This is a genomic window from Orbaceae bacterium lpD01 (genome assembly GCA_036251705.1).
GTDB lineage: Bacteria > Pseudomonadota > Gammaproteobacteria > Enterobacterales > Orbaceae > Utexia > Utexia brackfieldae.
Window position 1 is genome coordinate 944,888 of sequence record CP133959.1, and the last position, 16,139, is coordinate 961,026.

The window sequence follows — 16,139 nt, forward strand, 5'->3', positions numbered from 1 at the left end:
TCAAAATAAATCATCATTTTCCTAAGCCGTTGATTATTATCAACGGTTTTTTTATCCCTTTTTTTCGGTTTGATTGGTCAGTTGATCTTTTGCAACGATAAAAATAAATTTTGTTATTTATCAATAAATTACTGACTTTTTTGTCAGGATTTTGATAGAAATCAAATAGCATGATAGGAAATGCCTATTTCATTGATAAATAAATAGAATGCACTTGAAAATCGTAAGATTAGTAATAGTATGAAAATAATTTGATTGATTAGATAATCAATTAAAGTCGCGCGTTTGGGTATTGTCATGATGACAAATTGCTGGAAAAGGAGAACCTGTGGCTATTAAAATATCGAAAATTTTACTGATTATGGCAATGGCATTTTTTATGAGTTTAGTCATCTTCAGTAACATCACTGATTATGAAACCAACTTTCAGTTTGTCTATCATATGTTTCAGATGGACACTATTAATCCCAACTCACCGATTAAATATCGCTATGTTAGCTCGCCATCTATTCAGCATGGTGGTTTTATCTTAGTCATTATCCTGCAGGCGATTACCTGTGTCTTATGTTGGCTGGGTAGCTTTATCCTATTAAAAAATATCAAAGCACCGGCGCCGGTGTTTAATAAAAAGAAAAGCATTGCTATTACTGGGCTGACGCTGGGGTTTTTAGTCTGGCAGGTCGGTTTTATGTCAATTGCCGGTGGCTGGTATGGCGTGTGGATGTCAAGCAAATGGGATGTGATTCCCGATAGCTTCCGCTTTTTTGTGACCATTATTTTAGTCTTAATCTATCTGGTGATGCCGGAATTTGATCATTATGATGCCGATGAGGACGATGAGTAAAGCAGGGTGCTGATTAATCAACATCGTCTCACCAACCGGCGGATTTTCGGCAAATAAGGTGTCATGATGCGCAATTAATCGGCTAATCCACTAATTGCACTAGTGATATCTGATAAATTTGCTATAATAGCGATTCTGTTCTTGGGGCTGATTCTGGATTCGACGGGATTTGCGAAACCCAAGGTGCATGCCGAGGGGCGGTTGGCCTCGTAAAAAGCCGCAAAAAATAGTCGCAAACGACGAAAACTACGCACTAGCAGCTTAATAACCTGCTCAGAGCCCTCTCTCCCTAGCCTCCGCTCTTAGGACGGGGATCAAGAGAGGTCAAACCCAAAAGAGATCGTGCGGAAGCCTTGCTTGGGGCGGAAGCATTAAACTCAATCAAGCTAGTCGAGAAGTGGCGTGTTTGTTCGCAGCGGTTCGATGAAATCTAAAAACAAACTACGCATGTAGTACCGAGGATGTAGGAATTTCGGACGCGGGTTCAACTCCCGCCAGCTCCACCACATACTGTTCCACAGAAGTCTATTGAAACCCATAATTCATTGTAAAATAAAGAATTATGGGTTTTTTGTTTCCAACACCATCCAGACTGATCCAAGGAAGTCCAACTCAAATTGGTACATTTTTAGGTACACGATTCTATGTTACACTATTTCGTGTATCAATTTTCTTGTGACCGATAGGAGGTGTACTAATGGGAAGATTAACTAAGCCCCTAAGCAATACAGAAATTCAAAAGAAGCGAGCTATTGATAAAGAAATTACTCTTCATGATGGTGACGGTCTATTTCTATTGATCAAACCTTCAGGTAAAAAACTATGGCGTTTTCGCTATCAACGTCCAGATACAAAAGCGCGCACCAATATTAGTCTTGGCGCTTATCCTTATCTGGGTTTAGCTGATGCCAGAAAAATACGTGATGAATACCTGTCCTTATTAGTTAAAGGTATCGATCCACAAACAAAGGCAGCCGAGCAAGAAGAGCAAGCTGAAATTGCTGAAGAGAGCCGTTTTATTAATGTCGCTAAAAAATGGTTTGAGTTTAAGAAAAAGAGCATTACCGAAGATTACGCTAAAGATATTTGGCGCTCGCTGGAAAAAGATGTCTTTCCCTGTATTTAAAATATGGCGATCACCGAGATTAAGGCAAGAACCTTAATACAGGTGTTAGAGCCAATTAAAACCCGCGGTGCACTCGAAACCGTAAGGCGGTTAAGCCAGCGTATCAATGAGATAATGATTTATGCCATCAATACTGGTTTGCTAGAGGCGAATCCTGCCTCGACTATTAGTCAGGCATTTGAAAAACCGAAAAAGCAAAACTTACCCACAGTAAGACCCGAGATATTGCCGCAACTTATGCGTGATATCAGTATGTCTAACTTACAAGTCACGACTCGTGCTTTACTGCTCTGGCAACTGCTCACCTTAGTCAGACCGTCAGAAGCAGCAGGAACAAAATGGGCTGAAATCGATCTTGAAAACAAACTATGGCATATCCCTGCTGAACGAATGAAAGCCAAAAAAGCCCACACCGTACCACTATCTGATGAAGCGTTAGGACTATTAGCACAATTGAAACCGCTGAGTGGTGGTAGTGAATATGTGTTCCCTAGCCGTATTAATCGCAACGAACCCCTCAATCCCCAAACCGCGAACGCAGCACTTAAGCGTATCGGCTATGGCGGTCAATTGGTGGCTCATGGCTTACGCTCTATCGCCAGTACCGCCATGAACGAAGCCAAATTTAATCCCGATGTGATTGAAGCAGCCCTTGCCCATAACGACAAAAATGAAGTAAGGCGCGCTTATAATCGTTCTACTTACCTTGAACAGCGCAAGGAATTAATGGCTTGGTGGGGGAGGTGGGTTTATGGAAATAGGAGTTAACCAGATAAAGCAACCGATATTGTTGCTTTATCTGGTTAATAAAATATTGCTAATTTATTTTCTTTTGTTGTAACTAGTCTTAGCGCGTGAAAGATAGCCTTCATGCTCCATAATTTTTTTAATAAACTCATTTACCAGTTCATAAGAATAATAATGTAATTCGGGATCCTTATTTTTATAGTGAAACTGATTATTTGAATTTTTCCATTTATTTTTATCAATTACAGCTTCAAAACAGTTACTATTAATACAATATTTATTACTTGTTTTATCTTGACAGACTAGATGTTTGGATAATTTATCTTCAATAAACCTTTCCCTTAGTAATTTATTAATTTCAGTAATAGCCTTACTGCGTAAATAAGGGTGTGATATGGCTCTATCTATAGGTTTTTCAATGAAAAGAGCTTTTTTCAAACCTTCAATTCCATCTTCAGCCTTTGCTAATTTAATTAGCGTTTCCCCATTATCAGTGGCATATACCAAACTTACTTTAAGAGGTATGGCAAATTCTATTGCATTATTTTTTTCTATCTCATCTTGTAAAGATGTAGCAAGTTCTAAAATATCATCAGCCATATCACCATAATTAGCTTTCATTACAGAAAGAGGAGGAAGTTTGAATTCACCAACAATAGAAAGCATTCCTGCATGATTACTATTTACTATTGGAATCTCTGTAAATGATTCAAATTCGGATGTGAAGTTTAGGACCCCTGACTGAAAGATTCTAGATGTTACACTTTGAATTTCTGGGATCAGCAAATGAACAGCTTGATCTCTAATATAGACTATCTTTTCTATATTCTTTCTTATGTTTGATTCTATTGCATAGTATGTAGCCAAACAATCTCTTAATGAAATAGTTTCTTTTATTCCTTTTTTCCCGGCTTTTTTAAAAATAGAATCCTCACCATCTTGTTCAATAAGTACCGCTTTTAAGAATTGCTCCCAAGCTGCACAAAAACACATAACAAATACATCCATTCTATTTTCAAGGGATGGCCTATTATAAAGTTCAATCGATAGTTGGAAATTGTCTTTTGCTTTAATTAAAAGTGATTTGGCTAGTTTAGACTTACAATTATGACCTAATCCTCTCCGGTGTTTACTTTGAGATAACATTTTAACAAATTCAATTTCCGTTATATTATTGCAACCAAAGGATTCAAAGTTAGTATCATCAACCTTATTTATAAAATCAGATAGCTGACCTTTTTGCCAATAAGTGTCAAATGTTATTTTTTTCCATCCAGTCGCGCTAATTAATTCTTCAATTGTAAATTGCTTTTTTCTTTCTTCGGCTTGTTTCAAAAATATAAATAATTTAGCTTGTGTCTTACTTATCTTCATATTATTGGATTCCTTTAATAAAATAGAAGGTTAAAGTGTTTTTTTGAACCAGCAAGAGTACTTTATATACTATTTATTATTCTTATATTTCAAAATCATTTCAGCTAATTTATCATCTTCCGCACATAAATAAGCTAATGGTACATCTAATGCCTCAGCCAGTCTTCCTGCTGTATCTAAACTTGCTTCATGAATCCCTTGCTCATAGCGGTTGATACGAGTACTGGCTACAAACTCATCAATTCCAGCTAATTTGCCTAATTCTTTTTGTGATAAGCCTTTTTTAATCGAGCTGCTTTTAGTCTCAAGCAAAAAAGATCCCTATATTTATTGGTATTTTTCACTGTAACCTCTGCAATATAAAATCAGAAGCTACGATAATCGTATATTTTTATCGCTCTAAGTGCTACGTTTATCGTAGTGCAAGAGGTAATGAATATCACTAAGGAGAAAAAGTTATGATGAAAAAAGACTGGCATCCTGCGGATGTTATTGCTGCTCTTAAAAAGAAAGGTACATCGTTATCCACGTTATCAAGGCAATCAGGATATGCACCTTCAACTTTACCCAGCACACTTGTGCGACCGTGGACAAAAGGGGAGCAGATTATTGCTAGTGCGCTTGATATGCAACCTGAACAGATTTGGCATTCTCGCTACGTGAACAAAACTAGAGTAGTGAGGATAAAAAATGCGGATGAAAACAACCAAATCCCTTTTAGCACCTAATTTAAATTAGGTGCTAAAAGGGATTGCCATGGTTTTAAGTTAAGTGGGCACTCCGAGCAACAGCATAAGCACAGCCGTCACTGCTTCGCAGTGACGGCGACGGCAATCCCAAGCAACACCACTATTTTAACGGCTATTATAGACATGACAGACACATGATGAGGGGCTGAAAAAAATATTTTTCGCCCAAGGACGTACATAAAAGACTTTCGCTCAATAACCGAATTTACAGCACTTTTTAGCTTGTTATAATCATTTTAAAAGACGTGCTGGTGCAGCGCGCAAACCCAGGGTTACAGGTTTTTTAAGTCACCGTTCGGTCGTCGACCGAATAAACCATGACCCAGAGTGTGATGTCCCGTTAGCACACTGCTTGTTACCCAAACAAGAGGGGCGAGAGCTACTTATTTGAGTAGTCACTTTAACATAACTCGCCATTATCGTTCTTTATGGCATAACGCGTTTTTATTAATCTTAACAACCGCGTTATGCCTAAACAGGTAATGCATATATCAAAGGAGGTTCATTTAACTTTAAACATAAACTTTATGTGATTGGCTTACAGGCTAACGCATAAACGTCTCATTGGAGACCTTGAATGTGCTGAACATTCAGCCCTAAGATCTGTTTTACAGATAATTTATTACTTCTGGTAATAAATGGGCATTAACACTAACCAATTTTTTTCAGCAAATGAGTAAAGTGAGGTAAAAATAGATAATTTGACTTATGATTTGCGCTGCTTATGTCAGCGTAACAAAGATGGTAGCCATGCAACACAAGCGGAACGGTTAACCAACTTAACAATGATTAGCAAACAGCTTAAAAGCGCAGGTTTTAAGCGCATGAATGCGAGTTCACTCAAACCTAAGCACGTTATCTATTTAGTCGAACAATGGCAGGCGCAAAATTTATCCATTGGCACGATCAAAAACCGCATGACACATCTACGTTGGTGGGCGGAAAAAGTCGGTAAAAGTAGCGTCATACCTAAAGACAACATTCAACTTGGTATTGAACATCGACAATATGTAACGCCAGAAAATAAAGCGAAACATATCGCTGATGATGCGCTGACACAGATCACCGATTCTTATGTGCGGATGAGTTTAATCTTGCAACAAACATTCGGTTTACGGCGTGAAGAATGTATCAAATTTCAACCAGCCTATGCGGACAAAGGTGATCATCTTTTACTAAAAGGCAGTTGGACAAAAGGCGGTCGGCAACGAATCGTCCCCATATTAACCCAACATCAACGTGATATCCTAAACCAAATCCACCATTTTGCAGGTAAAGGTTCCCTTATCCCTGCCAATAAAAGCTACATCCAACAACGAAATACCTATGACGGACAATGCCAAAAAGTAGGACTCAACAAAATGCACGGCTTACGGCACGCTTACGCTCAAACAAGATATGAAACGCTAACCGGTTGGAAATCACCTAAAGCAGGTGGATTAACCAGTAAAGAACTAACACCTGAGCAGCAGATAAAAGATCAATGGGCTAGGCAAGTAATTAGCCGGGAACTTGGGCATGAGCGGATTGAGGTGGTGGCCGTTTATTTGGGAGGATAAGTCTTATTTATATCAAAATAATAACTATCAAGAAACTGATTACATATTTAAATTATTATCATATTAGTTGATCAAATTTGACTAAAATGATAGTTGATATTTTCTTAGATTTGATAAGTTTATCCATGATAAAACCGCTAAACAAACAGCGGTTCCTTCTTATAGCTGGAATGTGAGATTAATGTGTTGATTTAGCTGTATTTGCAACAACTTTAATTATAACTAACTAGTGCACCTATAACTTTTAGCAAAATAAGTGATACTAGTGTCATTTTAAAAGCAATAATCAGAACACTAGACTTAGATATAAATGACCTGCTCCATATCATTAATATTTTTTTATTCAGATCCGTTCGAGAGTAAGTTATCTTTAAACTCAGCCGGCAATATTTCATTAAGCTCATTAACTCGACTTTTTAGCCGAAGCCAACATTCTTCCTTTTTACACCATTCAGTTACGTTCGATATTCCTTGTTTTGGCTGAATAATATCGTCATGTACCAGTTTTGCCGTAATTATTATGGCTTTTTCAAAAGATTCAGGAACCAACTGTAATTGCCATATTTTGATAAAATCTATTGATTTATGCTCTAATGCCACAAAATAACCTAAGATTGCTAATGTATAAGCAACTATATTTGCCCTGTATCCTCCGTTATACCAGAACTGAGCTGAAACTAATTTTTCCGTTTTCTTAAATAAAATAGCCCTCGCAATCGCCTTTTTATAGTACAGCTCATTAAAATGGTCAGAGGATTTTTCCCACTCTTTACCAATACGTTTAGCATATTGAGCAAAGTTTTTTTGTGCGCCCAAATTAACAAATCGTGGATTTTCATCCCAGACATTTTCAAACTTAGCCAAATCCGTTTTATTGAACATTTGCTGTTTTGGGTTTTCAGCTTGGAATTTTTTCTTTTCACCACTGGTTAACTTACTCTGTGCATCAATATACTGACCACGGGCTCGCTCATAAAACCACTTTGTTTCCCTTTGCGCACCAGGTTGTGCTGGTGCCCATATCCGTCGGGAAAATGCTTCCATAGAAATATGAAAGGGGTGATTTGAAAAAAAATCTGCAACATTAACCTTATTTTGCGTATTAGCGTACTCAGAAATTTTAGGTACAATAATTTCATTTTCATCACTATCAATTACTGAAAGCTTCATTTGAACAAATATTCCATTTAAAGAGGCTTTGTCTTTGTAGTGCGTGTGGAATAAAGATGCGGTAGTTTGTCCACCATTAACAATCTGGAGATCTTTAACTCTGATAATTTCCAGCCCAGACTGACCATTAATAACCTCAACTTCCTGAGCCGTTGCTGTTATTCCATTATTATAAGCAAAGAACATTTGAGGCTCATTGATAATGGTATATCGAATACCTTTGTTGACATTCCCTCTAGCCTGTAGAAAGCAGCGAACATTTTGTTCTAATAATCTTGCGCCATATTTTTCATAGAGTGATGCTAATGTTGTCGCTGGCATAACTATCAGAAAGGATTGGTAACTGTCAGAGCCCAAGTGTGCGGGTAAGCAGGGAATACCAGCACCATAACTATCCGGAAAGTTTATATCTAATGCTTCTTTATGCCCTCTAGAGCTCCGCTGGCGATAAAGCCGGGAGATATCCCAAATATGATATGAGGTAGTAATACCACATACTTGGTTGTTGTCAAAAGAGTGAATGCGGTCACTTAATGTTCTTTCGGAAATGAGATAGAAATTGATTTTTCTGATCAGCTCACTGTGCTCGTTTATCTGGCGGGATAAGCCATACTCAGGCGTTGTCTCTTCTAAATCACGATATAACCCTTTTTCTTTACTGGCGATAAAAAAATTTACCGCTCTTTTAAATGCAGCATTGACTTCCGTTTTGGTTAGAGATTGCAGTTGTTCTCTACATTCAAAGTCTGCAATTAACAGATCTAGAATTCCTTCATCATTGAACCAGTATCCATCGATACGCATACCTTTTTGAGCACGATAATGACAGAATTCAATCTCTTCGAGAAAACCTGTTTCAATTAATTCATTAGTAACAGACTCAATAAATGCTGAAAGTTGAAAATGGTTGTTTGCTTCAGCATCAGCAATAAACCCTTGCCTAAAATCATGAAAAAATTGCTGGAGAGTCTGTTCCATATTATTTACTCCATATCTCATTTTCTGGGCATATATATGAAGTTATCGCCTCAAGTTTGATTTCGTAATTTACGTTTACTATGCCTGGTAATAATTGTGTTCGCACTAACTTAGGAAAATGGTCTTCTAAGCGATAAGTTTGTTCATCAGCTACAATGAATTTAGCTGTATCATATGCCGGTAACGTGATATATCCCAGTTTGGCTAGTTTATTGTAAAATAGTTCAAGCGCTTCAGAATCAGTAAAAGAATCTTGAATATGCTTAACTAAAGAATTTAACGAGCATGACTGTTCAGATTCCGGCATATTAATTAATCTAAACACTTTGAGGAATAGATTATTATTAACGCTTTCAAGCTGGTTTTCTGAAGAAATCCTAATGGTGTTTTTTTCTCTTCCAGAAAGAGATTTTATCTCTACCGCCGTATCGAAAAAAATGAAATCTTGGTGTAATGTTTCTGGGCCTTGCCAAGATTCACACGCTATATATTCAGACTTTGTTTTTTTAATCATCTGTTTCAAGAATATCAGCTCAGCAAACAACCCGCGGATTTCTTCTGGGCTTAATATTTTCGCGTTTGCACTAGCCATAAAAATTTTCCATCTTTTTATTTGTGATAGCGCTACGGATAAGCCCACAAGTGGATCTAAAACTTCATTTAATGCTTGTATTAACGTCTGACAAAGATGATAAAAGAGATCTTGATCAATATGCTTACCGAGCGTTAAAACCAGTGCCTGATTGCCTGTGGTTTTCAACTCGTTAAGATTAATATTGATTCCATAAATAGATATCTCATTGTTATTAAATAGATCTTTTCCATTAGCTTCAATTTCAAAAATGAATAAACAGTGACCCTCAGCATCTTTCCCCCAATATAATGGTAGGTTTTTAGATTGCCGAATTTGCCTTACGCTGAATTCATCTTTAGGCGTTTTAATATCATGCCAAGGTAGTGTTTTATTCATCATCTTCCTCATCCTCTGGCGCATCAAATACCCCTCCATGCAGTTGATTAATCCACACCATGTTGGCAACAACCGTAATACCTTGGGAATATTCGCCTGGAGGAAAGCTGATTCCAAACGCTGGTATATTTTTTTGAATCTTATTATCTTCACCTAAATCAAGGTTATGCAGCATTAAAAGTGGTTTTCTACGTATACTTCGATAGTGAAAATCTGAGGGCTTTTTTCCTCTTTTGGCAGCCAGCGCTATAGCCTTATCACATTGGTTTGAGGTTAAACCAATTTTTTCATCACCTCTACTTGCAACTCGATCTTTTTGGAGACGCCAGTAACCATTTTCTTTTAATGTTGCGCTTTTTCTTTCTTGGGCACCTAGAGTAAACTCTGTTTGGGTTGAATTTTCATTCAAAGATATTAAGAGTACATCACAATGGGGGAATAAATGAGATATCGATTTGAGATACGTTACAACAGCTGAACGCTTTTCTAAAAAATCAGGGTGTGTTTGAAAAGACTTCAAAAATTCTTCAATTTGATTTAGCTCCACATTTTCAATAGACCAACCTTTTTGGGTTCGTTCTATTGATTCAAGTCCACGACCAAACCCTGAGCTCCAATACTTTTGAATTAACTTATGATTTGAACTATTTACCTTTTCATCAATCGGAAGAATATAACTTTCAACAAGTTTACCGCTAAAGTTATGTTTAAATGTGCACTTTTCTCCATTACGCATTTTATTTGTTGCGGTAACTAGCAAACGGTCAGGATGATCTAAAACGTATAGACCAAATTTTTTCGGACTTAAGCCATCTTCCTGCATCTGCTGAATTTGTTCTCTTAAATCATCAGCGGACTCGGCAATATGTCCATACCAATTTATTGAATCTTCGGATAGATGAATCCGACATAAATCTTCATAATCGGGACGATAACCAAACCATCGCCCCATTTGCATTAAGGTATCATACATTCGCGTATTTCTGTACATATAGCTAATGCATAATCCTTCAATTGTGAGGCCTCGGGATAAACTTAGTCCACCAATGGCAATAACCGTTAATCCTGTTCCGTTTTTTTCATATTTTTTGTAATTCAAAGATTCACCTGATGAACTGTTGACTACAACAGTGCGAACCGCAGTGATTGCATTCAATAATTCAGTTTTAACTTCACACCAAGTCACATTACAGTCACTAAAACTCTTTTTAAATACTTTTTGTAGTTGCTGCATATAGCTATTTTTTACTGAAAATGCTTCAGGCATCGCGTAGTTAGCTTTGATTGCTTCTTTTACACTCTTAAGATACATATTGATATGTAATTGAACGCTTTTTTGTATATCAACAAATCGGGAAACATTAATCATCATCGAGCAGTGTTTGCCGTGATGTCGACGTAAGTTGCGAATGGCTTTAACTATAACAAATTGGCAAATAGCTTCGTATAATGAAGGCGGTAAGGCCTGAATTTCAAAATTTTTTTTATGGCAAAATGGTAGATAGTTTTCAGCATCAGTGATTTTTTGTAAAATTTGCTCGGAGCTTTTTTCATCAAGAAAAACCTTATCCGGGCCAAAATAAGTGGTAGGAGCATCTAAGCAATAAATAAAGTCTTTTGGAAATAACTCTTGCCGTAGTTTTTCATCGCCATAGGCCTCTGGGTTTATGAAAATATTGGCAAAAGGTGTTGCGGTATAGCCAACGTAGCATGATTTTTCGAACAGACTTAGGATTTCTCTTATTTTTCGGTTAGTTTTGGTCGGGTCATTATCTTCTTTTTTTGTATTGATTGAGGCATTGTCAGCTTCATCGTCAATCATTAGCATCGGAATATCAGAAATTTTTCCATTGCCTTTAGCATTAAGATCTTCTAACCAATCACGTAATGATGTAAGTGTGGATACATTTTTTTTTATTACTAGCACAACGGGTTTACTAAAACCGTTAATACTCCAGCCACTGTTATTCGCCGTTTGTTTATTAAAATCAGCATAAATATTGGTTAATGTAGCAGGATATGGAAATTTATTGTGACTGGCGCCAACGCCAACAATTTTCCATTTATCTTCATCTCTGGTTCTTCCAACAAAACCTTCATCAATTCTCTCCTGAGTTTGTTTTCTCAGATTATTATGAATACCAGCAATGATAATAATAAATTTATAGCCTGCATCAGCCGCTTTAGCAACGAGGCCTAAATAATTAGCTGTTTTTCCAGACTGAACATGGCCTATGACTAAACCTCGTTTATCCCAAGTCCCTGGCGAAGTTGGATCCTGAAGATAGCCCAGTATTTTGCTTCCTACATCACTTAACGACTGCACAACTGTCGGTGACCATTTTTGTTGCTTGAGATATTTTTCATAAGCATCGGAATAAAACCAGTTAATATCTTCTTGTTTATTTACCCACTCACTATCGTGTTGAGCTTCAGGATCGATTAAGGAGACACCAAGCCCCATTTTACAATCAATTTCAAAGTAAGCTTCTTTTATTAAATCTTGAATATCACCATTTATGCCCATCATGATAGCTAATGTTTTACCAAGTTCTTCTACATCCTCTCGTGTTGGAACATCTTCAGTCCAGCGAATTTTTGACAAACTCACCAAACTAACTATGAAGTTTTTATTCGCTTCTAAGTGCTTTTTATCAATTTCCACTGAATTTTTCCCTAATATATTTTTCACTTATTTCCGGGTAATCATTAAACATGCGCATTGACGAAATGATATCTCTGAAGGTATCAGAATTTATTTTATTATTAGCTGATAATGCTTCTCTTATGACTTCTAGTTGCTGAAAAACTGTATTTTCATCAGATGAATATTGGACTAAAGCTCTTGGCGCTGATGAGTAATCTGAATAAATCATTTCTATGGGTAATGATCCCATAACGGCATTTAAATATGAGGTCAATATTTTCGCCTGACTTTCGGTCATCTCTTTTTTTAATGAATCGAGTAGAGGATGAGCCAAATTAAGCTCAAAACGTATTTGTCCTTGATCGGAATAACGTTCCCATACTGGTGCTTTTGCTTCCTGAAAGAGTTTTTGTCCTCTTCCTCTATTTATCCTGATATTAACATAAGTGACCTTTGAAATGATTTGCCTCAGTCTATCTTTTACTTCATTTGGTAGGCTGACACGAGATTTTTTAATATCAATAGTCCAGCTTTCATCTAACGCATTGGGGAAATCAATCTGTACTCTAACCAGCTTAGTGGCTTCACCTTTTGGGATTAATCTAAACCAATCACCCCATGCCATTAATCTGTCATTTCGGTATATATAAACACCTTGATTAGAAATAAAGCTGCTGCGATCTTCATAAAAATCATATTCATCAGCAGTTAGTTTACTATGATGGGGCAGAACATAAGGCTGAATAGCGACGTCTTCACTATGAATTCGAACAATTTCTTTAGGCAATAGCTGAGTCGCTTTATTTTGTCGACAAAAGGGGTCAAAAGGAGTTATGGGGTGCCCATTGATTCTAATCGATATTTTGGGATGTAATTTAGCTTCGCCTGATAGATAACGATGGAAAACCAATGAGAGATGTTGGCCGACAAGATCAAGTTTTTCATTAACAATTTCGTCTCGTTTAGAGATATTAGAACTTTCACATAGACGGTCTAATTTTTGCCATATAACTGCAGTACCTGTTTGAGGGAGCAATTCAGTATAATCAATAGCAGAAATTTCATCTTCATTCAGAATTGCCAGTAACCATTCATCTTTTTCACTAATATAATCTAGGTCCCATTGAGCTGCACTCCTGATGGTGTTGATAGAGCTTACAACCGTTAAGCAACGACATTGAGAAAAAGACGCCGTTTTCATACCTAAGCCAAAACGACCAAGATCATCAGGTTGTCTATGTACTTTAGGATTAATCGCACCATGTTTCATCGCCAGAATTAAATCACTCGGAGACATTCCATGTCCATTATCAATAATAATTAATAAAGGATCTTGCTTTGATAAATCACAGAAAATATCTACCTGAGTTGCTTTGGCCGTAATGCTATTATCAATAATGTCAGCGATAGCAGTCGCGAGAGAATATCCTATATCTCTCATTGACTCCGATAATGATGATGCGCTTGGTATAAGCTTATAGTCCGTGGGCATTTTACATTCCTGCGAATAACTTATATCACTAATTATATTTTATGCTATTTTAAATACAACTTTCAGTATTGTAAAAATAAAAAGTAATTAACTTATTATTTATAAAGTAATTTCATGACGATCTCTCCAATCTGCTTCGCTAAAAAAGGCGGAACTGCATTCCCCACCTGAACGTATTGCTGAGTTCGGTTTCCTTCAAAATAATAGTTATCAGGAAAGGTTTGTAAGCGAGCCGCTTCACGCACAGTTAGGCTACGGCATTGCGTTGGATCGTAGTGAATAAAATAGTGCCCATCTTTAGAAATATGGCTGGTTATTGTTGTCGCAAAGTTCTCTGCTGACTGAACACGGAATCTATCTGCGTGTGAACCTGTTTGCCAGTTTGCATGCATGGGAGCAAGTTCTGCAGGAAAATCTCGAGATTTGGGTGAAGTGCCATTATTAAGCAGAGCATAAATCGCACAAAATGAATAACGCAGTAAGTCAGACTCAATATGTCCTCTAGTTTCATGATTAAGTACACATTGTAATTTATTGTCTAATAGCCAGCTTTTCAATGGCTCTTCTATTGACGTTATCTTTTTATCATCATATTGACTACTCTCTCGAGGAAGTTCCCTTCTTGGTTCTAGTTTCAGTGATGCTAGTACATCTTGGTCATATTGCTTTTCCAGTAGTTTTTTTAACCTAGTTATATGAAGAGAAATTGTTTTAGCCCATAATTCCTCAGTATCTTTTTGCTTAGAAAGGCCACTTCTTAATACTGGTAAATCATTAATAATACTTTTCACTGTAACAGGGTAATGTTCAGAGCGGGTTAATATATCGGGTATAGCTTTAATATCATTTCTGACACCTAATAAAATGACTCGATGTCTTGCTTGAGGAATACCATAACGTTCAGAACGAATTAAAAAATCAGATAAGTTTTTATAATCAGGATGAGCAGGATCATCTGCTTTGGTCACCAGTGAATAAATTTTATACTCTGACATATCTGGTGTATTTGTTGCAGCGCCAGGATTACGCAAGTCTTTCAAAATATCAGGGAATATCAGTTTATTATTCACTTTGGCAGACAAAATACCTCTGACATTTTCCATCACAAACACTTCTGGCTTAGCAATAGACAATACTTTTAAATATTCTTTATATAAGAAATGTCTGTGATCCTCTTCTGCTTTATATTCTTTATTACCAGCATTACGTGAACGACCAGCCAGCGAATATGCCTGACAAGGCGGACCACCAATCACTACTTTAGCCCCTTCATGATGTTCAACTAACTCTTTTATTTTTTCATGAATAAAGGAGTTATCCTCTCCTAGGGTTTGAGGTGCTTTTAACGTCTCTTCAAGAGCTAAAGCCGATTCGGCAGGATATTTTTCAAAAAGCTGTTCTTGGGTTATTTTGCCCTGTACATAATGATAGTAATCTTTTTTGGCTTCAGGATTATTTGCTAGCTTTCTAAATAAGGCTCTGGTTGTTAAGGTTCTGTGAGCAGAAGGATCTTTTTCTATCGAAACACCAATTTGAAAAACAGCCTCTCCGGTTGATGTCTGGCACGAGCTAAAACCTTCACCTAAACCACCCGGTCCTGCAAATAAATCAATCACCAGAATTTTATTATTTTTCATACTATTAATATTTTTCTAACCTACATTTTCATAGGTAGTATGATACTAGGCTGTTTTTTTTCAGCAATCAATTATTCCATATTTCTGAATTTAGTTCGCAAGTAGAATGTGAAAAGATAAAATTTAATAACTCTATTCATCAATGTTTCATGACTGTTCCCCAGTCACTCTGTAAATAACATTGCTAATGTTCACTATAAAGAAACCCGTAGTAAAAATATGCCTGCCATTAAAACAAAAGATACGTTGATTGAACAAAGCATATTGAATAAAATTTGTAAAAGGGACAGAAAAATTATTCATGATTTAATACAATCTTATTGTAATGCTTTGATTATTTTTTAGTTGTTAGATTGGAAGTAGGCTTAAGCTACCTGATGTGATGTTGTTAGAGAGAATTGAAGAATGGTTATATTCCTATGAATGTAATGCACAAATTAATATGTTAGTGTTAATGAAATCTTCATGACTAGCATCTAAATATGGATTTAAACAGGAATAAACGAATCGAAGGTTTTAAAGAGATACTTGACATTATTTTATGTGCTTAGTCCGACGAATTACCAATAGACTGACTTAAAGCCGTACTTTGTGAGCAAGGAACTATTGAATTTGATATAATAAAGCCAATTTTTATATTTTCTCGTCCGAATAAATTGAAAGCCTCCCCATTTCCCCAACTGGCACACAAATTGGCCTACGAAAAAAAATTAAAATATTTTTATTTTAATTAATCAAATAACTATAAAATAATTCAACTCCCGCCAGCCCACTTTGTCTTTCAGTTGTATTTTTTAATACCGATTAAATGTATCAAAGATAGATAAATAAAGGTGTTAAAGCCTT

Annotated in this window: 12 protein-coding genes and 1 other RNA gene; 6 read left to right on the forward strand and 7 right to left on the reverse strand. The window is 36.5% G+C overall.

Annotated features, from left to right (window positions below; genetic code table 11):
• Positions 1-328 precede the first annotated feature (328 nt).
• From RHO15_04270 to RHO15_04285, 4 genes are all read left to right on the forward strand, one after another.
• On the forward strand, positions 329-844 hold the full coding sequence (locus tag RHO15_04270) for a DUF2165 domain-containing protein (GenBank protein WVD64734.1): 516 nt from the start codon (positions 329-331) through the stop codon (positions 842-844).
• 143 nt (positions 845-987) lie between these two features.
• Positions 988-1,350: a transfer-messenger RNA gene (ssrA, locus tag RHO15_04275) on the forward strand.
• A gap of 191 nt (positions 1,351-1,541) precedes the next feature.
• Positions 1,542-1,970 carry an integrase arm-type DNA-binding domain-containing protein gene (locus RHO15_04280; GenBank protein WVD64735.1) on the forward strand — a complete coding sequence of 143 codons (429 nt, stop codon included), beginning with the start codon at positions 1,542-1,544 and terminating at the stop codon, positions 1,968-1,970.
• A 42-nt stretch (positions 1,971-2,012) separates the two neighbouring features.
• Entirely contained in the window at positions 2,013-2,738 is a 726-nt protein-coding gene (locus RHO15_04285; GenBank protein WVD64736.1) for a tyrosine-type recombinase/integrase, read from the forward strand.
• Between the two features lie 54 nt (positions 2,739-2,792).
• On the opposite strand, the gene RHO15_04290 is transcribed toward RHO15_04285, so the two are convergent.
• Positions 2,793-4,091 (reverse strand): DUF3644 domain-containing protein, encoded by a 1,299-nt coding sequence (locus RHO15_04290; GenBank protein ID WVD64737.1) that lies wholly within the window; start codon positions 4,089-4,091, stop codon positions 2,793-2,795.
• A gap of 69 nt (positions 4,092-4,160) precedes the next feature.
• Positions 4,161-4,403, reverse strand: coding sequence for a helix-turn-helix transcriptional regulator (locus tag RHO15_04295; protein ID WVD64738.1), 243 nt, complete (start codon positions 4,401-4,403; stop codon positions 4,161-4,163).
• 146 nt (positions 4,404-4,549) lie between these two features.
• Here RHO15_04295 and RHO15_04300 point away from each other — a divergent pair, with 146 nt between their 5' ends.
• Positions 4,550-4,819, forward strand: coding sequence for a helix-turn-helix transcriptional regulator (locus tag RHO15_04300; protein ID WVD64739.1), 270 nt, complete (start codon positions 4,550-4,552; stop codon positions 4,817-4,819).
• 722 nt (positions 4,820-5,541) lie between these two features.
• A complete protein-coding gene (locus RHO15_04305; protein ID WVD64740.1) occupies positions 5,542-6,399 on the forward strand; it encodes an integrase domain-containing protein in 858 nt (285 codons plus the stop codon).
• 339 nt (positions 6,400-6,738) lie between these two features.
• Here RHO15_04305 and RHO15_04310 read toward each other — a convergent pair whose 3' ends face one another.
• The 5 genes from RHO15_04310 to RHO15_04330 all read right to left on the reverse strand — a co-directional run bounded on the left by RHO15_04310 (position 6,739) and on the right by RHO15_04330 (position 15,293).
• Entirely contained in the window at positions 6,739-8,547 is a 1,809-nt protein-coding gene (locus RHO15_04310; GenBank protein ID WVD64741.1) for an AIPR family protein, read from the reverse strand.
• A gap of 1 nt (position 8,548) precedes the next feature.
• The gene (locus RHO15_04315; GenBank protein WVD64742.1) at positions 8,549-9,520 is read right to left on the reverse strand and encodes a PD-(D/E)XK motif protein; all 972 of its coding nucleotides are present in this window, start codon (positions 9,518-9,520) and stop codon (positions 8,549-8,551) included.
• Positions 9,510-12,209 (reverse strand): Z1 domain-containing protein, encoded by a 2,700-nt coding sequence (locus RHO15_04320; protein WVD64743.1) that lies wholly within the window; start codon positions 12,207-12,209, stop codon positions 9,510-9,512. The genes RHO15_04315 and RHO15_04320 overlap by 11 nt, the downstream gene beginning before the upstream one ends.
• Positions 12,172-13,656 (reverse strand): ATP-binding protein, encoded by a 1,485-nt coding sequence (locus RHO15_04325; GenBank protein ID WVD64744.1) that lies wholly within the window; start codon positions 13,654-13,656, stop codon positions 12,172-12,174. The genes RHO15_04320 and RHO15_04325 overlap by 38 nt, the downstream gene beginning before the upstream one ends.
• 95 nt (positions 13,657-13,751) lie before the next feature.
• Positions 13,752-15,293, reverse strand: a complete 1,542-nt coding sequence (locus tag RHO15_04330) for a DNA cytosine methyltransferase (GenBank protein WVD64745.1) — start codon at positions 15,291-15,293, stop codon at positions 13,752-13,754.
• Between the last annotated feature and the right edge of the window lie 846 nt (positions 15,294-16,139).